The 20979-nt window shown below is 61.5% G+C and carries 21 protein-coding genes; 13 read left to right on the top strand and 8 right to left on the bottom strand.

The window, feature by feature from the left end:
- Positions 1–254: 254 nt before the first annotated feature.
- The 8 genes from hflK (JMV15_RS07280) (at position 255) to cfaB (ending at position 9437) form a co-directional block, all read left to right on the top strand.
- Positions 255–2180: a protease modulator HflK gene (hflK, locus tag JMV15_RS07280; RefSeq protein ID WP_038452283.1), complete on the top strand. Its 1926-nt coding sequence runs from the start codon at positions 255–257 to the stop codon at positions 2178–2180.
- A gap of 9 nt (positions 2181–2189) precedes the next feature.
- On the top strand, positions 2190–3191 hold the full coding sequence (gene hflC / locus JMV15_RS07275) for a protease modulator HflC (RefSeq protein WP_161903768.1): 1002 nt from the start codon (positions 2190–2192) through the stop codon (positions 3189–3191).
- Complete coding sequence (hflK, locus tag JMV15_RS07270; RefSeq protein ID WP_014720575.1) at positions 3188–4222, top strand: protease modulator HflK; 1035 nt, start codon at positions 3188–3190, stop codon at positions 4220–4222. Before hflC ends, hflK (JMV15_RS07270) begins: the two co-directional genes overlap by 4 nt.
- Positions 4219–6105: a cation-translocating P-type ATPase gene (locus JMV15_RS07265; protein WP_032901860.1), complete on the top strand. Its 1887-nt coding sequence runs from the start codon at positions 4219–4221 to the stop codon at positions 6103–6105. Before hflK (JMV15_RS07270) ends, JMV15_RS07265 begins: the two co-directional genes overlap by 4 nt.
- 116 nt (positions 6106–6221) lie before the next feature.
- Positions 6222–6473: a BufA2 family periplasmic bufferin-type metallophore gene (gene bufA2, locus JMV15_RS07260; RefSeq protein WP_020302041.1), complete on the top strand. Its 252-nt coding sequence runs from the start codon at positions 6222–6224 to the stop codon at positions 6471–6473.
- 67 nt (positions 6474–6540) lie between these two features.
- Entirely contained in the window at positions 6541–7386 is an 846-nt protein-coding gene (gene bufB, locus JMV15_RS07255) for an MNIO family bufferin maturase (RefSeq protein WP_014720573.1), read from the top strand.
- Entirely contained in the window at positions 7377–8165 is a 789-nt protein-coding gene (locus JMV15_RS07250; RefSeq protein ID WP_038452039.1) for an HvfC/BufC N-terminal domain-containing protein, read from the top strand. Before bufB ends, JMV15_RS07250 begins: the two co-directional genes overlap by 10 nt.
- Positions 8166–8252: 87 nt before the next feature.
- Complete coding sequence (gene cfaB, locus JMV15_RS07245; protein WP_014720571.1) at positions 8253–9437, top strand: C17 cyclopropane fatty acid synthase CfaB; 1185 nt, start codon at positions 8253–8255, stop codon at positions 9435–9437.
- Between the two features lie 131 nt (positions 9438–9568).
- Here the strand turns inward: cfaB and cls are convergent, their stop codons facing one another.
- Positions 9569–11008, bottom strand: a complete 1440-nt coding sequence (gene cls, locus JMV15_RS07240; protein ID WP_014720570.1) for a cardiolipin synthase — start codon at positions 11006–11008, stop codon at positions 9569–9571.
- A 130-nt stretch (positions 11009–11138) separates the two neighbouring features.
- Between cls and JMV15_RS07235 the strand changes: the two genes are divergently transcribed.
- Positions 11139–11660, top strand: a complete 522-nt coding sequence (locus tag JMV15_RS07235; RefSeq protein ID WP_014720569.1) for a DUF3617 domain-containing protein — start codon at positions 11139–11141, stop codon at positions 11658–11660.
- Here JMV15_RS07235 and JMV15_RS07230 read toward each other — a convergent pair.
- The 6 genes from JMV15_RS07230 to folE2 are packed head-to-tail and all read right to left on the bottom strand — an operon-like array spanning position 11657 to position 16865.
- The gene (locus JMV15_RS07230) at positions 11657–12994 is read right to left on the bottom strand and encodes a dihydroorotase (protein WP_069868829.1); all 1338 of its coding nucleotides are present in this window, start codon (positions 12992–12994) and stop codon (positions 11657–11659) included. The two genes, JMV15_RS07235 and JMV15_RS07230, sit on opposite strands and share 4 nt — an antisense overlap.
- Positions 12995–12997: 3 nt before the next feature.
- On the bottom strand, positions 12998–13558 hold the full coding sequence (locus JMV15_RS07225) for a gamma carbonic anhydrase family protein (RefSeq protein ID WP_054916971.1): 561 nt from the start codon (positions 13556–13558) through the stop codon (positions 12998–13000).
- Positions 13555–14433: a metal ABC transporter substrate-binding protein gene (locus tag JMV15_RS07220; protein ID WP_019818163.1), complete on the bottom strand. Its 879-nt coding sequence runs from the start codon at positions 14431–14433 to the stop codon at positions 13555–13557. Before JMV15_RS07220 ends, JMV15_RS07225 begins: the two co-directional genes overlap by 4 nt.
- A 9-nt stretch (positions 14434–14442) precedes the next feature.
- Positions 14443–15309, bottom strand: a complete 867-nt coding sequence (locus JMV15_RS07215; protein WP_014720565.1) for a metal ABC transporter permease — start codon at positions 15307–15309, stop codon at positions 14443–14445.
- Complete coding sequence (locus JMV15_RS07210; protein WP_019818162.1) at positions 15310–15978, bottom strand: metal ABC transporter ATP-binding protein; 669 nt, start codon at positions 15976–15978, stop codon at positions 15310–15312.
- Positions 15975–16865 (bottom strand): GTP cyclohydrolase FolE2, encoded by an 891-nt coding sequence (gene folE2, locus JMV15_RS07205; protein ID WP_019818161.1) that lies wholly within the window; start codon positions 16863–16865, stop codon positions 15975–15977. The genes JMV15_RS07210 and folE2 overlap by 4 nt, the downstream gene beginning before the upstream one ends.
- 128 nt (positions 16866–16993) lie before the next feature.
- Here folE2 and JMV15_RS07200 point away from each other — a divergent pair, with 128 nt between their 5' ends.
- Positions 16994–18205 carry an N-acetylmuramoyl-L-alanine amidase gene (locus JMV15_RS07200; RefSeq protein WP_019818160.1) on the top strand — a complete coding sequence of 404 codons (1212 nt, stop codon included), beginning with the start codon at positions 16994–16996 and terminating at the stop codon, positions 18203–18205.
- On the opposite strand, the gene JMV15_RS07195 is transcribed toward JMV15_RS07200, so the two are convergent.
- On the bottom strand, positions 18202–18570 hold the full coding sequence (locus JMV15_RS07195; RefSeq protein ID WP_019818159.1) for a hypothetical protein: 369 nt from the start codon (positions 18568–18570) through the stop codon (positions 18202–18204). The genes JMV15_RS07200 and JMV15_RS07195 overlap by 4 nt on opposite strands.
- A gap of 125 nt (positions 18571–18695) precedes the next feature.
- Between JMV15_RS07195 and dksA the strand changes: the two genes are divergently transcribed.
- The 3 genes from dksA to JMV15_RS07180 are packed head-to-tail and all read left to right on the top strand — an operon-like array spanning position 18696 to position 20977.
- Positions 18696–19100, top strand: a complete 405-nt coding sequence (gene dksA, locus JMV15_RS07190; protein WP_003195761.1) for an RNA polymerase-binding protein DksA — start codon at positions 18696–18698, stop codon at positions 19098–19100.
- Between the two features lie 27 nt (positions 19101–19127).
- Positions 19128–20333, top strand: coding sequence for a zinc metallochaperone GTPase ZigA (gene zigA, locus JMV15_RS07185; protein WP_019818158.1), 1206 nt, complete (start codon positions 19128–19130; stop codon positions 20331–20333).
- A complete protein-coding gene (locus JMV15_RS07180; RefSeq protein ID WP_014720559.1) occupies positions 20333–20977 on the top strand; it encodes a DUF1826 domain-containing protein in 645 nt (214 codons plus the stop codon). Before zigA ends, JMV15_RS07180 begins: the two co-directional genes overlap by 1 nt.
- The last annotated feature ends 2 nt before the right edge of the window (positions 20978–20979 follow it).

Raw genomic sequence — 20979 nt, 5'->3', positions numbered from 1 at the left:
CTAATCGCAGCCGACACCAGTGATGGCTCGTGTTTATAGGGGGTTAGTCACAATCAGAAGAACACCATCAGAACAAATGTGGGAGGGGGCTTGCCCCCGATTGCGGTGTACCAGTAACTAATCAGTCGGTTGACACACTGCTATCGGGGGCAAGCCCCCTCCCACAAGGGATTCAGGGTGAATTCAAAAGCGAACAAAAATTTCACGCTTCGTGTTATATCGTAACGAATTGTGTACAAGTGGGCGTTGAGCAGATGCAAGTGGATCTAGAGGCTGACGGGGCTTCGGTTGAAGGCCTCGCGCGTTTTCAGCAGGGGCTGTTCCACGCCCGTCGATTGCGCCAAGCCGGTATCGGCCTGACAACCCTGGCCCTCAGTGGTTGGATATTGGCGCTGTTCGTAGCGTTGTTTGCCCCGCTGTCGATCTGGCCGGTGGTATTGATCAACTGCGCGTCGGCCTTACTGCTGCTGGTGGCCGGTTTGCAGTCGGCCTGGTGGGTGGCCGATTGGCGTGCCCAGGTGCTGGAAGCGCCGAGCGGTGAAGCGGTCGAACAATCCATCGAGACCACACCCTGGCATAAGGGCCTGATCAACCGGTTCGGCAACGGCTTGTTGGCGCAGATTGGCGCGCCGGTGCTGTGGTTGGGCGGCTGGTCGCTGTTGGCGCTGGTCAGCATCCTGCAGTTCTGGAACCTGGGCTTGCCCGCTGCCGCCATCGGGCAGTCGGCAAGTATTGGCGCAGCGCTCGCATTGGCCCTGGCGTTTGGCCTGCTGGTATTCGAACGCCGCCTGGCCCAGGAAACCGCTGCCCAATGGCCGGAAGCCTCACAGTTGGCGCAGTTGAGCCGGATGGCAATTATCTGCCTGGTGCTCAGCGCGATCTGCCTGCTGTTTGCCAGTGCAGATTCGGTCTGGCCGTTGCGCCTGGCCACTCTCATCGGGCTGTTGCCAGCGTTGGTAGCGTTGGAGTTCCTGCTCAGGGGCGTGCTGTCGCTGTTCAGCCCGCGTCAGCCGCGCCTTGAGCCGCGCTTGATGGCGCAGAGTTTCATTGCCGGCCTGCTGCGCTGGCCGCCTCAGCCCTTGCTGGCGTTGCAGCATGAGTTGCACAACCGCTTTGGCATCGACCTGCGCCAGATCTGGGCCTTTACCTACATGCGCCGGGCGTTTTTCCCGGTGTTGCTGGTGGTGCTGGCGGTAGGTTGGGCACTGACCGGTGTACATGAAGTGCCCCTGCAAGGCCGTGGGATTTACGAGCGTTTTGGTAAACCGGTCGAGGTGTTCGGCCCCGGCCTGCATGCCGGTTTGCCGTGGCCGTTGGCCCGCGTGCTGAACGTGGAAAATGGCGTGGTGCATGAGCTGGCGACCAGCGTCAGTGACGCCGCCACACCGCAGTTGGCCGCAGCCGAAGGCCCGGCGCCGTTGATCGCCAACCGCCTGTGGGACGCCAGCCATGTGAATGACAAATCCCAGGTCATTGCCAGCAGCAGTGGCGACAAGCAGGGCTTCCAGATCGTCAATATGGACGTGCGCTTTGTCTACCGCATCGGCCTCACCGATCAGGCCGCGCTTGCCGCCACCTACAACAGCGCGGATATCCCGACCCTGATCCGCAGCACCGCCAGCCGCATCCTGGTGCACGATTTTGCCTCGCGCACCCTGGATGAATTGCTCGGGGAAGAGCGCACCAGCCTCGCGGACGAGATTGGTCGCAGCGTGCAAGCCGACCTGCAAACCCTCGACAGCGGAGTGGAAATCCTCGCCACGGTGGTCGAGGCGATCCACCCGCCGGCCGGTGCCGCCAATGCTTATCACGGTGTGCAGGCCGCGCAGATCGGCGCCCAGGCGCTGATCGCCCGTGAACGCGGTGCAGCCAGCGAACAGACCAACCAGGCGCTGCTTCAAGCCAGTACCGCCCGCGATCAGGCCCAGGCCAGTGCCCGCGAAGTGAATGCCGGCGCCCAAGCAGCGAACCTGCGCTTTGCCGCCGAACAAAAGGCCTACGCCGCTGCGGGCCAAGCCTTCGTGCTGGAACAGTACCTGGGCCAACTGAGCCAGGGCCTGGCCCAGGCCAAGCTGCTTATTCTGGATCATCGTTTGGGTGCCGACAGTGCGCCGACGATCGATCTGCGTTCTTTTACCTTGCCCGCCGACCCGTCGGCGCCGCGCAAAGCCGTTCAATAAGGAGTCTGTCTGTTGAGCGCTCATTCCCACGATCATGATCACGGCCATCACCACCATCACGGCCACCACCATCACCATCACGGCGATGAGCAGGCGGCCGGGCCTTTTCCCTGGCGTCGCATGGCGTGGGCGGTGTTGCTGGTGCTGTTTGCCGTGGCAGCGGCAAGCCTGGTGCAAGTGCGTTCCGGTGAGGCCACGGTGATTACCCGCTTCGGCAACCCGGCGCGCGTGCTGCTGGAGCCGGGCCTGGGCTGGCGCTGGCCGGCACCGTTCGAAGCGGCGATCCCGGTGGACCTGCGTCTGCGCACCACCTCCAGCGGCCTGCAGGATGTGGGCACCCGCGATGGCTTGCGGATTATTGTGCAGGCCTATGTGGCGTGGCAGGTGCAGGGCGATGCCGACAACGTGCAGCGCTTTATGCGTGCGGTGCAGAACCAGCCGGATGAGGCGGCGCGGCAGATTCGTACCTTTGTCGGCTCGGCGCTGGAAACCACGGCGGCCAGTTTTGACCTGTCCAGCTTGATCAACACCGACGCCAGCCAAGTGCGCATCGCCGATTTTGAAGCGCAGTTGCGCCAGCAGATTGATCAACAATTGCTCACCACCTATGGTGTGCGCGTGGCGCAGGTCGGTATCGAGCGTTTGACGTTGCCATCGGTGACCCTCACCGCCACGGTTGACCGCATGCGCGCCGAGCGTGAAACCATCGCCACCGAACGCACCGCCGTGGGTAAGCGCGAAGCGGCGCAGATCCGCTCCGCTGCCGAGCGAGATGCGCGCATCATGCAGGCCGATGCCACCGTGAAAGCCGCCGATATCGAAGCGCAGTCGCGGGTTGAAGCCGCGCAGATTTATGGCCGCGCCTACGCTGGCAATCCGCAGCTGTACAACCTGCTGCGTTCGCTGGATACCTTGGGCACGGTGGTCACGCCGGGGACCAAGATCATCCTGCGCACCGACGCTGCGCCGTTCCGCGCCCTGGTGGATGGGCCGAAGGACCTGCAGCCATGAGCGAGCCTGAAAGCCCGGACAGCCCGTGGATCCAGGCCGGGCGCCTGACGTTCCTGGCACTGTACGCGGTCACCGTATTGGCGGCGTTGGCCTGGGCCTTTTCCAATGTGCGCCAGATCGACCCGCAGAATCGCGCCGTGGTCTTGCACTTCGGCGCCCTTGATCGCATTCAGAACGCCGGGTTGTTGCTGGCCTGGCCGCAACCTTTTGAGCAAGTCATCCTGCTGCCAGCGGCCGACCGGGTGATCGAACGCCGGGTGGAAAACCTGCTGCGTTCCGACGCGGCGTTGCAGGCCGATCGCGTGGCCAGTTTCGCCACGCCGTTAAGCGATGCCCTGGCCGGTTCCGGCTACCTGCTGACCGGTGATGCCGGGGTGGTTCAACTGGACGTGCGGGTGTTCTACAAGGTGACCGAGCCCTACGCCTTTGTGTTGCAGGGCGACCACGTGCTGCCTGCCCTGGACAGACTGGTGACACGCAGCGCCGTGGCCCTCACCGCTGCGCGGGATCTGGACACCATCCTGGTAGCCCGCCCGGAACTGATCGGCAGCGACAATGGCGCCGCCGAACGGCGTGAGCGGCTGCGCGGCGACCTGGTGCAAGGCATCAACAAACGCCTGGCGGAGTTGGCGGCCAGCGGCTTGGGGCTGGGTATCGAAGCCACCCGCGTCGATGTGCAATCGAGCCTGCCTGGGCCTGCGGTGAATGCATTCAACGCGGTACTGACCGCTAGCCAGCAGGCTGATAAAGCCGTGGCCAACGCCCGCACTGAAGCGGAAAAACTCACCCAGACCGCCAACCAGGAAGCTGATCGCCAGGTGCAAGTCGCCCATGCCCAGGCCAGTGAGCGCTTGGCCAATGCCCAGGCGCAGACCGCTACCGTTGCCAGCCTGGCCCAGGTCAAAGATCCCGGTTTGCTGTTGCGCCTGTACCGTGAACGCTTGCCGAAGATTCTCGGCCAGGCCGGTTCAGTGACCACTGTCGATCCCAAAGACGACTCCCGCTTGATCATCCAGGGAGCCGAACAATGAGCGCACCCATGCTGACCTCTGCCGAACAGCGCAGCGCTGCCCGGCAATTGACCTTGGCGATGCTCGCCCTGGGCTTGCTCGTGCTGGGCCTGGTGTGGCGCTGGCTCGCGCCGGACCAGAGCGGCGTCAGCCAGCTGCTGCTGGGCGTGGCTTCGCTGTTGGTGGCGGTGCCGGTGATGCGTTCGGCCTGGTACAGCCTGCGCTTTCCGAGCCTGCACGGCATCACCGATCAATTGATCGCCCTGGCCATGCTCGGCGCCTGGGCCACCGGTGATCTGCTCACCGCCGCGTTGCTGCCGATCATCATGATCTTCGGCCATGTGCTGGAAGAGCGCAGCGTGATTGGCTCCCAGGAAGCGATCCATGCCCTGGGCAAACTCACCCGCAGCCATGCACGCCTGGTGCAGGCGGACGGCAGCATCACCGAAGTGGATAACGGCACCTTGAACACCGGCGATATCGTCGAAGTGCGAGCCGGTGACCGCGTGCCGGCCGATGGCGTGGTGTTGTCCGGCCAGGCGAGCCTGGACACGGCGCCGATCACCGGCGAGTCGGTGCCGTTGGAAGCCAGCGTGGGCGTGCAGGTGTTTGGTGGGGCGATCAACCTCGATGGCCTGCTGCGCCTTGAGGTCACGCGCACCGGTAACGAATCGACGTTGGGCAAAGTTATTGCGCTGATGCAGAACGCCGAGCGGTCCAAGCCACCGATCACCCGGCTGCTGGAGCGTTATGCCGGCAGCTACATGGTGCTGGTGTTGCTGCTGGCGGCCGTCACCTGGTTTGTCACCAATGACGCCCAGGCGATGCTCGCGGTACTCGTGGCTGCGTGCCCCTGTGCCTTGGTGCTGTCGGCACCGGCCACGGCGATTGCCGGGATTGCCGTGGCGGCGCGCCATGGCATCCTGATTCGCAGCTCGGCGTTCCTCGAAGAACTGGCCGACCTGACATCACTGGTGGTCGACAAGACCGGCACCCTGACCTTTGGCACCCTGCGCTTGCAGTCCATCGAGACTACCGCGCCGGATCGCCAAAAGCTGCTGAACCTGGCGGCCAGCCTTGGTTCGGCAAGCAGTCACCCGGTCAGCCGAGCGTTGGCGGGGTTGGCGAGCCAGGAGCAGATGCGGGTGCTTAGCGACATCCGCGAGCGTCAGGGCCTGGGCGTGGTCGCCCAGACCGAGCAGGGCGAAGCGGCGCTGGGGCGGCCGGAGTTATTTGAACAGTTGGGCATCGTCACCACCGCCGTGCCCGCCCATGATGGCCCGATTGCCGGGCTGGCGTTGAACGGCGAGTTCCTCGCCTGGCTGCTGTTGGCCGACAGCGTCAAACCCGAAGCGCGCCAGGCCCTGCAAGAGCTGCGTGACTTGGGCCTGGGCCGCCAACTGCTGCTGACCGGCGACCGCCAAAGCGTGGCCGACAGCCTGGCGCTGGACGTGGGCATCAGTGATGTCGAAGCCCAAGCGCTGCCGGAAGACAAGCTCAACCGCGTGCTGGGCGAAATCAGCAGTGGCTTCCGGCCAATGGTGGTGGGCGATGGCATCAACGACTCCCTGGCGCTCAAGGCCGGCGTGGTCGGCGTGGCCATGGGCGCGGGCGGTGCCGACATCGCCCTGGCCTCGGCGGACGTGGTGCTGATCGGCAGCGACTTGCGCCGCTTGGGCACCTGTGTGCGCTTGAGTCGCCAGTGCCGGCAGACGTTGCAGGTCAATGTGATCATTGGCTTGGGCTGGACACTGGCCATCGTGGTGTTCGCCGCATTTGGCTGGCTGGGGGCGGCGGGCGCGATGATCGCGGCGGTGCTGCATAACCTCAGCACCTTGTTGGTATTGGGGAACGCCGGGCGTTTACTGCGCTTCCAGGAGCCGCTGTTGAAGCTCGACGAATAATTTCACAAATATTTGCACACGGCTGTAACGCCGACAGGGGGCCTCACTCTAGTGCTGTGTCGAGACTGAACAATCCGTTCAGATCGGCTCCACTACTGATCATGAGGAATACAACAATGAGCATTAAATCCGCTGCTGCTGGTGCCGCCCTCGCAATGGCCGCTGCTTCTCTGTTCGCGGGTGTGGCCACCCAGGTACAAGCGGCAGACGCCACCGTTCACTGCTACGGCGTGACCTCCTGCAAAGGCATGAACGACTGCAAAACCAAGGACCACGCGTGCAAGGGCCAGGGCGAGTGCAAAGGGATGGGCTTCAAGGCCATGACCAAATCGGCCTGTGACGCCGCTGGCGGTACAGTCGGCGAGTAACCGGCAAACGAGTGCAACCGCGGCGGCTGCCTGCCACCGCTGCGGACACTTTGCCCTGGAGTGAGTCATGTCCGCGTCCCTTCCAAGTCTGGGTTACGGCCTGGGTTTACGCAGTGAGTACTACCACCAGATCCTTGAACAGTCGCCGGCCGTGGATTGGTTCGAAGTGATCTCCGAGAACTACCTGGTGCAGGGCGGCAAGGCCTTGTACTACCTGGATGCGATAGCCGAGCGTTACCCCTTGGTGATGCACGGTGTGTCGTTGTCCATCGGCGGGCCACATGCCCTCGATATGGATTACCTGAATCACATCAAACAGCTCGCAGAGCGCATTCAGCCGGCATGGATTTCCGATCACCTGTGCTGGAGCCGTGGCAGCGCGCACCAGTTACATGATTTGTTACCCCTGCCTTACACCGAAGAAAGCCTTTACCACGTGGCCGGCCGTGTACGTCAGGTGCAGGACGTGTTGCAGCGACCGCTGGTACTGGAAAATGTCTCCAGCTACGTGCGTTCCAAGGCGGATGAATTCACCGAGTGGGAGTTCCTCAACGCCTTGGCCCACCTGAGCGGCTGCCAATTGCTGCTGGACGTCAACAACGTCTACGTCAGCGCACGTAACCATGGTTTTGATGCCTGGACCTTCATTCGCAACCTGCCACCCGAAAGCATTCGCCAGCTGCATTTGGCAGGGCATATGGACTATGGCGACTATGTGGTCGATACCCATGACCATCCAGTGTGCGACCCGGTGTGGGCGCTGTATCAGCAGACTCTCGAACATCTGGGCCCCGTGTCGACGTTACTGGAACGCGATGACCATTTTCCACCCTTCGAAGAATTACTCACCGAGTTGAACAAAGCCCGTGAGTTGGGTGCCAGCGCCTTGGCCCGGAGAGCGTTATGCGCCTGATCGACTGGCAGTTGGCGTTTGAACAGCATCTATTATCCGAAGCGCCCCCGGCCAACAGTGGCTTTGCCGCTACCTTGCTGGGAGGGCCGACGTTGGATGTGGACACCGGCCTGGCGATTTACCACAACGCCTACCTGTCGCGTCTGCAAGAGGTACTGCGCCATGATTTCGGTGCCATCTGGTATTGGCTGGGAGATGAGCAGTTTTGCTCGCTGACCGAGGCCTACATCCGCCGTTATCCCTCGGCCCATTACAGCGTGCGCTGGTTGGGCGAGCGCTTTGCGATGTTTATCGTTGAGCATCTGATGGCTGCGCACAGTGCGCCTTTGGCTGAGTTGGCACGTCTGGAGTGGGCGTTCACCTTGGCGTTTGACGCCGCCGAAGGGGAGCCGCTGACCTTGAATGACATGGCGCACCTGGCGCCTGAAGACTGGCCCACCTTGCAGGTTGCGCTGGTGCCTTCGGTGCAGCAGTTGCTTTGCCGTTTCAACACGGTGGCGATCTGGCGAGCCAGCAAGGATGAGTCGGATTTCCCCGGCAGCGGGGCGCTGGAACCGGCGCAGATCTGCCTGGTGTGGCGCAACCAGAACCGCTGCCACTACCGCAGCCTGGAAGCCGCTGAAGCCTGTGCGCTGTCGGGCATGGTGACCATGGGCTGGAATTTTTCAGAACTGTGTACTGAGCTGACGGTCACTTATTCAGAGGGGGCGTCGCTGCAAGCGGCCACTTGGCTGAAACAGTGGGTCCAGGAAGGTTTGCTCGAGCGCCGAGCGCCATAGAAGGGGAGCTATTCATTCGATAGCTTCCTACTTTGTTTGGCATGGTCTACCCTCACAGCAGACGTCTGAAACAAGGGGGGACTACTCATGCTCGCGCAACTTCCACCGGCCTTACAGAATCTTCAGCTACCGCTGCGTCTTCGACTCTGGGACGGCCATGAATTCAACTTGGGCCCTGAGCCCAGTGTCACCATCGTGGTCAAGGACCCCACGGTTGTATCCAGGCTGACCCATCCAACACTCGACTCACTGGGCGAAGCCTTCGTCGAGGGCAAGCTGGAGCTGGAAGGCTCCATCACCGAAGTGATCAGGGTATGTGACGAGTTGAGTCACGCTTTGGTCGATGACGACGAGGAGAGTCGTCCGGTGCGCTCGATTCACGATAAGGCCACCGACGCGGCGGCCATTTCCTACCATTACGACCTGTCCAACGAGTTCTACCAGCTATGGCTGGACCAGGACATGGCCTACTCCTGCGGTTATTTCGAAACCGGCAGCGAGTCGATCGATCAGGCCCAACAAGACAAATTCCGCCACCTGTGCCGCAAGTTGCGGCTGCAGCCGGGTGAGTATCTGCTCGATGTGGGCTGCGGCTGGGGCGGGCTGGCGCGTTATGCCGCACGTGAGTTCGGGGTCAAGGTGTTCGGCATCACCTTGAGCAAGGAACAACTGGCGCTGGCCAAGGAGCGGGTGAAAGCCGAAGGCCTGGAAGACCAGGTCGACCTGCAATTACTCGACTACCGCGACCTGCCCCAGGACGGTCGTTTCGACAAAGTCGTGAGCGTGGGCATGTTCGAACACGTCGGCCACGCCAACCTGGCGCAATACTGCCGGACCCTGTTCGGCGCAGTGCGTGAAGGCGGCCTGGTGATGAACCATGGCATCACCGCCAAGCACACCGACGGCCGCCCCGTAGGCCGTGGAGCCGGCGAGTTTATCGAGCGCTACGTGTTCCCTAATGGTGAACTGCCGCACCTGGCCATGATGACCGCCGAGATCAGCGAAGCAGGGCTGGAAGTGGTCGATGTCGAAAGCCTGCGTATGCATTACGCCCGCACATTGGACCATTGGAGCGAACGCCTGGAAGACAACCTGGAAGCAGCGGCGAAGATGGTGCCAGAGCAGGCGCTACGCATCTGGCGGCTGTACCTGGCCGGTTGCGCTTATGCATTTGCCCGTGGCTGGATCAACCTGCACCAGATACTGGCAGTGAAACCCCATGCTGATGGCGGGCATGAACTGCCGTGGACGCGGGAAGATCTCTACCGTTGACCACCAGGCACTGAAGCTCAAAACTGTGGGAGCTGGCTTGCCTGCGATAGCGTTGTATCAGGACCGGATGAGTCGACTGAAACACCGCTATCGCAGGCAAGCCAGCTCCCACATTGGTTTTGTATTGGCGGTTAGAGGATGGGTGAGATCAGGCGTGCAATGCGCATCCCCAGTTGTTGCAGGCGACGGGTCTCGCGGCTTTCTTCCTGGCTGACTTCATGGGCCAGGGCAAAGTCATCCAGCAACATTTGTTCAACCTGGCTGGCGAAGGCTTCATCCACCGTCAGCAGCATCACTTCAAAATTCAGCCGGAACGAACGGTTGTCCATGTTGGCGCTGCCAATGGCGCTGATTTCGCTGTCTACCAACACCACCTTCTGATGCAAAAAGCCCGGTGTGTAGCGAAACACTCGCACGCCTGCTCGCACCGCTTCGTTGGCGTACAGGCTGGATGCGGCATATACGATGCGGTGGTCGGGCCGTGACGGCAGCAGCAGGCGCACATCGACTCCGCGCAATACCGCCAGGCGCAGGGCGGCAAACACCGCCTCGTCGGGGATGAAATAGGGGCTGGTGATCCACACCCGCTTGGTCGCGGCATGGATGGCCTCGACGAAAAACAGCGAGCAGGTTTCATAAGGGTCCGCTGGCCCACTGGCAAGCAACTGGCAGAGCACGCCGTCTTCCGGGTAGGCGTCCGGCAGGATCAGCGGCGGCAGTTCCCGTGCGGCCCAGAACCAGTCCTCGGCAAACGACTCCTGCAGGCATGCCACCACTGGGCCTGCGACCTGCACATGGGTATCGCGCCATGGCGCCAGCGGCGGTTTTTTACCCAGGTATTCATCGCCTACGTTATGCCCGCCGACAAAACCGGTGATGCCGTCCACCACGACGATCTTGCGATGGTTACGGAAGTTGACCTGGAAGCGATTGAGCCAGCCACTGCGGGTGGCGAATGCCTTGACCTGCACGCCAGCGTCACGCAGCGCTTGCACATAACGATGGGGCAGGGCGTGACTGCCGATGCGGTCGTACAGCACATAAATGGCCACGCCCTGAGCGGCTTTTTCCCTCAACAGGGCCTGCAATTGACGGCCCAGTTCGTCATCGTGAATGATGAAAAACTGGAACAGCACGGCGGTCTTTGCGTTACGGATAGCCTCGAAGATCGCGCCGAACGTGGCATCGCCATTGATCAACAGGCGCACTTCGTTGTTGGCCAGGCACGGCATGCGGCCCAGCTTGGGCATGGCGCGCAAGGAGGCATAGGCGCTGGAATTGCGCGCCGCGAGCGCTTCCTCCACCCAGGGGCGCCAGTTCAATTCGGTGATGGCCGTGTGCATTTCCTGGTTGGCCTGGCGACGGGCCTGGATGTACGCGTCGAACGTGCTGCGGCCGAAAATCAGGTAGGGGATCAGCGTCAGGTAGGGCATGAACATCAGTGACAACGCCCAGGCAATCGAGCCTTGTGCGGTGCGCACGGTCAGTACTGCGTGGATCGCGGCGAGCGTTCCAAGAAAGTGCAGCGTGGCAATGACGTAGGCGAGCAGGTGCGGGCCAAAGAAATCCATGAACGACGTAACTCCAGGCAGTCCAGTGCGTAACAGACCATGAACGGCTGTGAATGTCGCTATTTTATTTGCCATGCAACACTGGCTGCTTTGCGACGTCTAACGCCCACAATTACCCAGGAGTTACCCGATGAATGCTCGTCTGCTTGGTTTGGCCATGGTTGTTGGTTTGTCGCTGCCTGTGGCGGCACAGGCGCAGATGCTGGCGCCGGGCTTGTGGGAATTGACCACCAGCAATATGAAAGTCGATAACCAGGACCTGCCGGACTTGTCGCTGATCCTCGGTCAACTCAAGCAACAGATGACCCCTGAACAGCGCGCCATGCTCGAAAAACAAGGCATTAACATGGCCGGTAAAGGCGTACAGGTGTGCCTGACCCCGGCCCAGGTGGCCTCCGATTCGATCCCCCTGACCGACCCTCAATCGGGCTGCAAACAGGAAGTCACCGACAAGAGCGGCAACCAGTGGAAGTTCCGCTTCAGTTGCCCGAAAGCCCAGGGCACTGGGGTGGCAACGTTTCAGAGCCAGAAAGAATTCACCACCAGCGTCAACGGTACCTTCAATGCCACCGGGATCCAGCAGAAGGGTAGCCTGGACAGCCACGCTCAGTGGCTGGGCAACGATTGCGGTTCGGTCAAACCCCGCGCTTAACGCCCGAACTGCAGGGGCAAGCCCTGGCAACTGTTGACCACCTGGCCGTTGTGCCAGGCCAGGTGGCCGCTGACCAGTGTGGTACTCACGCTGTGGCGAAAGCTGCGTTCTGCAAAGGGTGTCCAGCCGCAGCGGGCGAGAATAGGCTGGCTGTTGACCGGCTTGCCGGCAGGCTCCGGTTTGATCAGTACCAGGTCGGCCCAGTAGCCTTCGCGCACGTAGCCGCGATCAGCGATGGCAAACAGGTCGGCCACGCGGTGGCTGGTCTTGGCTACCAGAGTGGTCAAGGGCAAATGCCCGTCGGCCACCAACTCCAGTAACGCCGGCAGGGCATGCTGCACCAGAGGCAAGCCCGAGGGTGCTTGCCGATAGCCCAACTGTTTTTGCGCCCAGGTATGCGGCGCATGGTCGGTGCCAATCACATCCAGACGATCACTCAATAATGCCAGGCGCAGCGCGTCGCGGTCGGTGCGGGTCTTGATCGCCGGGTTGCATTTGATCTGGTGGCCGAGGTGGTGGTAATCGCGGTCATCGAACAGCAGGTGGTGCAGGCAGACCTCGGCGGTGATGTGCTTGTCGGCCAGGGGCTTGTCTTCGAACAACGCCAGTTCCCGCGCGGTGGTCAGGTGCAACACATGCAGGCGCGTGCCATGGCGTTTGGCCAATTCCACGGCAAACGATGACGAGCGATAACAGGCCTCGGCATCGCGGATCAGCGGGTGGGCGACTGCGGGAATATGCTCGCCGAAGCGTTCGCGCAGGCGTTGCTCGTTGGCCAGGATGCTGGGCGTGTGTTCGCAGTGAGCGAGCAGGATGGTCGGCACCTCGGCAAACAGGCGCTCCAGAACGCGTGGGTCGTCCACCAGCATATTGCCGGTGGATGCGCCCATGAACACTTTGACTCCAGCCACTTCACGAGGAGCGAGGGCCGCGACGGTGTCGAGGTTGTCGTTGCTCACGCCAAAATGAAAGCCGTAGTTGGCCACTGAATGCAGTGCGGCACGGCGCTTTTTATCGGCCAGGGCTTCCAGGTTCAAGGTGGCCGGGTGAGTGTTGGGCATGTCCATGAAGCTGGTGATACCACCGGCCACCGCCGCGCGGGATTCGCTGTAGAAGCTGCCTTTTTCCGGCGCACCGGGTTCGCGAAAGTGCACCTGGTCGTCGATCATGCCTGGCAGCAGCCACTGGCCGTTGGCATCGATTTCCACCGGTTCGTTATCGCCTTGAATGCTGGCGGCAATCTTCTCGATACGACCATTGGTGATCAGTACGTCGGCGTCGAATACCTGGCCCTCGTTGACCAGGCGGGCGTTGCGGATCAGCAGGCGGCTCATGGTTCAGAACTCGTTTTGCAGGGCTTTGTAGCCGCGCACCAGGTCGACGTTGGTGCGTGCCACGTCTTCGGAAAACTCCGAGGCGCTGACACTCACCGGCGGGAAGTGCGACAAGTCGGTGTTGGGGCCGATACGCGTGGTGGAGGGCACGTAGAAAGCGGCGGGCAGGTCGCGGCCGTCGACTACCGAGTTGTGGCGCACCACGCACCCATCGCCCACGGCGCAATTGAACAGCACACTGTTGAAGCCAATAAACACGCGGTCGCCCACTGTGCAGGGGCCGTGGACGATGGAGCGGTGAGCGATGGAGGTGAATTCTCCGATGGTCACTGCTGCGCCGGATTTGGAGTGGATGACCACGCCGTCCTGGATGTTGGAGTTGGCGCCGATGGTGATCGGGTCCATGGCGCCGCTGGCATCCACTTCGTCGGCGCGGATCACGGCGTAAGGGCCGACGAACACGTTCTCACCGATGATGACTTTGCCGCAGATGATCGCGGTCTTGTCGACGTAGGCCGATTCGGCAATCACCGGCAGGTCGCCGGAAGGATTTTTGCGGATCATGGCTGGCTCAGTGCGGCGCACAGGGTGTTGAGGTTGTATTCGAACAGCCCGATAAAGGTGCTGGCCGGGCCTTCTGCGGCGAGGGCGTCGGAGTACAGCGTGCCGCCGATCTGTGCGCCGCTTTCGTCAGCGATCTGCTTGAGCAGGCGCGAGTCTTTGATGTTTTCCATGAACACGGCTTTGACCTTGTCCTTGCGAATCTGGGTGATCAGTGCGGCAACTTCAGCGGCCGAAGGGTCACGTTCAGTGGACAAGCCCTGGGGCGCGAGGAACTGGATGCCATAGGCCTGGCCCAGGTAGCCGAAGGCGTCATGGGAGGTGACGATGCGGCGGTTACCCGGTGGCAGGGCGCCGAACTTGGCCTTGGCCTCTTCCAGCAGGCTATGGATTTGTTTGAGGTAGGCCTGGCTGTTGCGCAGGTAGGCGGTCTTGTTGGCCGGGTCGGCGGCCACCAGGGCCTTGGTGATGTTGCTCACATAAATCTCGGCATTGGCCAGGTTGTGCCAGGCGTGCGGGTCGGGAATGGTTTCGCCATCCTCGTCCATGGTGTGGGAAATCACGCCTTTGCTGGCGGTGACCACCGTTGCTTTGGTTTCGGTGCTGGTAACCAGGCGGTCCAGCCACGGCTCGAAACCCAGGCCGTTCTTGATGATGACCTTGGCCTTGAGCAATGCCTTGGCGTCATCCGGCGTGGGTTCATAGGTATGGGCGTCGGCGTCCGGGCCGACCATGTTGCTGATCTGGATATGCTCGCCACCGATCTGGTGGGTGATGTCATTGAGAATACTGAAGCTGGTGACTACTTGGAGTTTGTCGGCGGCGTGAGCCATCGAAACCGGCAGCAGCAGACTGAACAGCACGAGTAGAGCGCGCATCGGAACACCTCATTGGGATGTGAGCAAAGGCGGGCGGCGCAACAAACCGTGCACCGGACCGAACACCACGGACAACAAATACCCAGCGCCCGCCACCAGCACGATCGCCGGGCCGCTGGGCAGTGAGTAGTAGAACGACAGCAGCAGACCCAACCACACCGACAGGCAGCCCAGCAGCGCCGATACCGCAATCAGCACCGGCAGGCGTCGGCTCCAGAAGCGTGAGGCGATGGCCGGCAACATCATCAAGCCAACCACCATCAACGCGCCGATGGCCTGGAAACCAATCACCAGGTTCAGCACCACCAGGGTCAGGAACACGCCATGGGCGAGGGGGCCGAGGCGGCTGACGGTTTGCAGGAACAGCGGGTCGAGGGTGTCCAGCAACAGCGGTCTGTAGATCAGCGCCATGGCGATCAGGCTGAAACCCGAGACCCAGAGCATGCCGGTCAGGGTGGTTTGATCCACGGCCAGGGCGGAGCCGAACAGCAGGTGCAGCAGGTCCAGGCGCTTGCCAGCAAGGCCCAGGATCAGCACCCCGGCGGCCAAAGAGATGGGGTAGATGGCGGCGAGGCTGGCGTCTTCGCGCAGCCCGGTGCGGCGGGTGATCCACGCGGCCAGGCCGGCCATGCTCAGGCCTGCACCCAGGCCACCGAGGGTCAGCGCGGGCAGGCTCAGGCCAGCGAACCAGAAACCCAGGGCGGCACCGGGCAGGATGCCGTGGGCCACCGCATCACCGATCAGGCTCATGCGCCGCAGGATCAGAAACACTCCTAGCGGCGCGGTGCTGCAAGCCAGTACCAAACCGCCGAGGAGTGCGCGGCGCATAAAGACGAACTCATGAAACGGCATCCATAAGTGGGCAGTGAAGTGCATTCAGGCCACCTGCATCTGCGGTTGCGGGCGGATCAGCTCTTTGCTGGGGCCGAATACGCAGCCGGTGTTTTTGATCTGCAGTACGTGCTGGGTGTGGTGACGCACGGAGGCCAGGTCATGGCAGACGATCACCAGGGTGCGGCCTTCGTTGTGCCAGGCGTGGATGTGTTTCCAGCACAGCGCCTGGCCATCCTCGTCGAGAGCTGCGTGAGGTTCGTCGAGCAGCAGGACGGGTGCGTCGGCCAGGCTCATGCGTGCCAGCAGGGCGCGCTGCAATTCGCCGCCGGACAATGCCATCAACGGTCGGTGTTCCAAGCCAGTCAGGCACCAGTCTTCGAGTACCGCTTGCAGGCGTTGGCTGCGTTGTTGCGCGGTGTGTTGGATGCCCCAGAAACCGGCAGCGACCAGCTCTTGCAGGCTAATGGGGAACTGGCGGTCCAAGTGTTGCTGCTGGGGCAAGAAGGCCAGGCCGCCACGGCGTGGAACATCCACAATGACCTTTCCCGCCAGCGGTTTTTGCAGGCCGGCAATAACCTTGAGCAGGCTGCTTTTGCCTGTGCCATTGGCGCCGATGATGCCGGTGAGGCTGCCTTTTTCCAGGGTCAAATCCAGTGCCGGGGTGAGCGGTTGCCCGGGGGCGCCCCAGCGCAAAGAGTTACAAGTGATCATGCAAAGTCTCTCGTCCAGCGGCTTTCAGCCACGGCATCGTGCGCGTGCAGGCTTTCGGCGTGGATCACTTGGAGGTGGAAGGCTTTGATGGCATCCGAGCGTTTCAAGGCGATGTTCAGGCGGCGAGCGGCGTCTTCACAGAACATCAGGTTCTGCCCGTTGGCCAGGGCGAAGGCTTGTTCGTCTGCGCGTTTCACCGCGGTTTGTACGGCGGTGCCGAGCGCGGCTTCGGCAGCGTTGATCAAGCCGACTATCGGCAGGTCAGTACCTTGCAACTGGACGTGCAACTGCGCGCTGCTGCGCTGGCTATGGGGTGTGGCGACGATGCCGTTGGCACTGCCGAGCCAGGCCAGCACCGCTTCATGCTGTAACGGCGTATTGGCGAAATCATCCACAAATTGCTGCTGAATCAGCTGCCTGGCGAGGGCGGCGGAGCAAGGGCAGGTTGACGAATAAGTAACGTCAATTTTTAGTTCCACGTGGAACATCTGGTTTTCCAGGCGCGCTTCGATGCTCACGGGGTAGGTTTTCCAGCCGGCTAATGGGCTGACCAGGGCAGGGCGTTTAAGCAGCAGCTGGGTGTGGATGCGTAGGTAAGCGTTCTTAGATAAACCTTCATGTGTGTCGAGAAAACGCTGCAGTACATTACGCAGCAGTGCAGATGTCAGCGGCTGTTGATCGAGCATTTCCAGAGCCAGGTACAGGCGTGACATATGAATGCCACGGGCCGTGCCGTCGTCCAGGCTTACGCCCGCATCAGCGGTGGCGGTCAGGTGTTGACCGTCAATCAGGATTGGCAAGGCGATGCCGCGCATCCCCACCCAGTCGAGTGGCAAGGCTTGGCGTGAAGCCTGCGCGGCGATATCCGGCAGAGTCAGCGCATTCATAAGCAGGTCCATCGTTGGAAATAATTCGACATGTTATAGTATAACAATACGAGCTACGATGAATTTTCTGCACCTGCCTTTGTTCAGTCACGTCGAGTAGGGATGCTCCTTTATCTGCGGTATATGCCATGCACCGACGTCAGCTCCTCAACCTGCTGCTGGTCAGCCCATTGTTTGCCTTGCCTTTGGGGGCTCACGCCACGCAGATTCGCAATGCACGCCTGTGGCGCTCAGACGACAAGCTGCGCCTGGTGTTCGACCTCAGCGGCCCGGTGCAATACAAGACCTTTTCCCTAACCTCACCTGACCGATTGATCATCGACTTGAGTGGCGCCGGGCTCAGCGGCGACTTTTCCCAATTGGCGTTGAAGAACAGTGGGATTACCTCGATCCGTTCCGGGCATTTCGGCCAGAGCGACACGCGCATCGTGCTGGACCTGGTCGAGCCCATGCAGCTCAACAGTTTCGTGTTGCCGCCGCAGGAGGGACAAGGCCATCGCCTGGTGCTGGACTTGACCAACGCGACCCGTGCGCCCCGTCAAATCGCCGCTGAGCCAGCACCCTTGGTGGCGCCGGTAGACAAGGCGCATCCCAAGCGCGACATCATCGTGGTGGTCGACCCCGGCCATGGCGGCAAAGACCCCGGCGCCATCGGCTCCAAGGGCCAGCGCGAAAAAGATGTGGTGCTGTCCATCGCCCAGTTACTGGCTAAACGCTTGAAACGCGAAAAGGGTTTTGACGTGAAACTGGTGCGCAACGACGACTTCTTCGTGCCGCTGCGTAAGCGCGTGGACATCGCCCGTCAGCACAAGGCCGATATGTTTATTTCGGTACATGCCGACGCCGCGCCACGGCTGACCGCGTCGGGCGCCTCGGTGTATGCGTTGTCTGAAGGCGGCGCCACCTCGGCCACAGCGCGTTTCATGGCCCAGCGCGAAAATGGCGCCGACTTGCTGGGCGCCACCACCTTGCTCAATCTGAAGGACAAGGACCCGATGCTGGCCGGAGTGATTCTCGACATGTCGATGAACGCGACCATCGCCTCCAGCCTGCAGTTGGGCAGCTCGGTATTGGGCAGCCTGCAAAACATCACCAGCCTGCATCAGAAACGGGTGGAGCAGGCTGGGTTCGCCGTGCTCAAGTCACCGGATGTCCCTTCGATCCTGGTGGAGACGGGATTCATTTCCAACCCTCGGGATGCCCAGCGGCTGGTGACGGCGCGCCATCAACAGGCGGTGGCGGATGGCCTTTTCGAAGGACTCAAGCGTTACTTCCAGAAGAACCCACCCATGAACAGCTACATGGCCTGGGTGCAGGCGCAGAAAAACAGCCAGGCCTAACAGCCGGTCATTCGGCTGCAGGTGAACTTGGCGCTGGCGCCCCCAGAGCTGGAAAACCGATTGATGGTGGTCCAGCCTACGCGCCGCGTGTAGCCGACCCACGCCTCGCCATCCGATGCCAACCCGGTAAAAAACGTCAGTTGCCCATAACGGCTGTTGGTCTGCGCCCAATAGCGTTTGCCGATCACTTCGAAACCGCGCAAGTAAGTGGTGCTGCCGACGGTTGCCACGCTATAGGCATTGCCCAACGGGTCTACACACGCCAGCAGGTTTGCGCTGCGTGTGCACTTGGCCAACAGGCTGGGTGCCTGGGCGCAGGCAGGCCCGGCGGCTGCCAATAGCAGGGCGCACAGCAGGTATCTCATCGGGTTTCTCAGCGTAAGAAGGTGACCCAGCATTGCGCCCTTCGTCGCGGCGAGCAAGAGGGATTGGCTTATTTGTATTGTTATACTATAACATAAATGCACAGCCCGACCCGCGAACCGCTTCCATGACCGAACACGACCTTTTGGCCCAACCAGCGGCCGACTACATGAATGAGGCCCAGCAGCGCTTCTTCCGCGAACTGCTGCTGGCTCAGCGCGATGACCTGCAAGCCCGTATCGACGCAGAGTTCCAGGCGCTGCGCGAGCAGGAAACCAACAGCGATCTGGCGGATATCGGCAGTGCCGAAGAGCAACGCCAATGGCAACTGCGCCTGCTGGAGCGCGAAAAGAAGCTGTTGGACAAGATCGACGATGCCCTGGAATTGCTGGCCCGTGGCGAATACGGCTGGTGCCGTGAAACCGGCGAACCCATCGGCCTGCAACGCCTGCTGCTGCGCCCCACCGCCACCTTGTGTATCGAAGCCAAAGAACGTGAAGAGCTGCGCGAACGCCATAAACGGGCAGTTTGACCGGCCAACCTTGATGAGGAATACCTGATGCCCAATCGTCTCCCTGTGACCGTGTTGTCCGGCTTTCTCGGCGCCGGTAAAAGCACGCTGCTCAATTATGTCCTGCGCAACCGCGACAACCTGCGGGTGGCGGTGATCGTCAACGACATGAGTGAGATCAACATCGACGGCAGCGAGGTGCAGCGTGATGTCACGCTCAATCGTTCGGAAGAAAAACTGGTGGAGATGAGCAATGGCTGCATTTGCTGCACCTTGCGTGAAGACTTGCTTGAAGAGGTGGGAAAACTCGCCAAAGAAGGTCGTTTCGATTACCTGCTGATCGAATCCACCGGTATTTCCGAACCTTTGCCCGTGGCCGAAACCTTCACGTTTCGCGATGAAAACGAGCAAAGCCTAGCCGACATTGCACGCCTGGACACCATGGTCACTGTGGTCGACGGTATGAATTTCCTGCTCGACTACCAGGCTGCAGAAAGCCTGGCTTCACGGGGCGAAACCCTCGGTGAGGAGGATGAACGTTCCATCACCGACCTGTTGATCGAACAGATCGAATTCGCCGACGTCATCCTGATCAGCAAGATCGACCTGATCAGCAGCCGCGAGCGCGAAGAACTGATGGCCATCCTCGAGCGCCTCAACGCCCAGGCGGAAATCATCCCGATGGTCATGGGCGAAGTGCCGCTGAACAAGATCCTCAACACTGGCCGTTTCGACTTCGAACGCGCCGCCCAGGCCCCGGGCTGGTTGCAGGAATTGCGCGGTGAGCATGTGCCGGAAACCGAAGAATACGGCATAGCGTCCACGGCTTACCGTGCGCGCCGGCCTTTCCATCCACAGCGGTTTTTCGACTTTATCGACCGCCCCTGGGTCAACGGCAAGCTGTTGCGCTCCAAGGGTTTCTTCTGGTTGGCGAGCAAACATCAGGATGCGGGCAGTTGGTCCCAGGCGGGCGGGCTGATGCGTCATGGGTTTGCCGGGCGTTGGTGGCGGTTTGTGCCGAAAAGCCAGTGGCCTCAGGACGAAGAAAGCGTGGCGGCGATCATGACTAACTGGCAGTTGAGCACGGGTGACTGCCGTCAGGAACTGGTGTTTATCGGGCAAAACATCGATTTTGTCCAGATGCGTACCGAGTTGGACGCCTGCTTGCTCAACGATGAAGAAATGGCCCTGGGCGTCGAAGGTTGGCGCCAGTTGCCCGACCCGTTTGGCCCTTGGTATGAGCAGGTCGCCTGATGCTGGCCCCGGTCATTCCCCTGCGCCCCGTCATCCGCCAGACACATGGGGAAACGCCGCTGGCGCTGTCCGATATCCTCAATGACGGCGTCAACCTGGCCATCTGGCAGCGCCAACTGCCCCTGCATATCGCTGAGTTTGGCGCTTTGCTGGTGGCGCTCAATGAACCGTTGGCCGAGTCTTTGGTGGTCGAGTTGGTTAGCGAAGACTGCGTGCCGAACTTGCAAGGTTTGGCGTCCAGTTGTCACGATCTTGAAGGCTATGATGGGTTTATCGCCGATGTGTCGTGGCTGGTCAGTGCATTCGCCTGTCTGCTGGGCGCCAAGCGCATCGGCGTGCGTTTACGGCTATTGGACAAGGCCATGTGCCCGCGCTTTCACGTCGATCACGTGCCGGTTCGGCTGATCACCACCTACGCCGGTATCGGTAGCCAATGGTTGCGTGAAGGCGTCATGGACCGGCGCACATTGGGCCAGGCGGATGCCGAGCCCACTGAGCGCATCGAGCAGATCCACTGCGGTGAAGTGGCGCTGCTCAAAGGCACCAAATGGCACGGCAATGAAGGGCACGGCCTGATCCATCGTTCGCCGGCGCTCAAGGCCGATGAGCGACGGTTGATCCTGACGCTGGATTGGCTGGCATAACC

Source organism: Pseudomonas paracarnis (assembly GCF_904063055.1).
GTDB lineage: Bacteria > Pseudomonadota > Gammaproteobacteria > Pseudomonadales > Pseudomonadaceae > Aquipseudomonas > Aquipseudomonas paracarnis.
The sequence above is the reverse complement of the archived record's forward strand: the minus strand, read 5'-3'. Positions and strand labels throughout refer to the sequence as shown.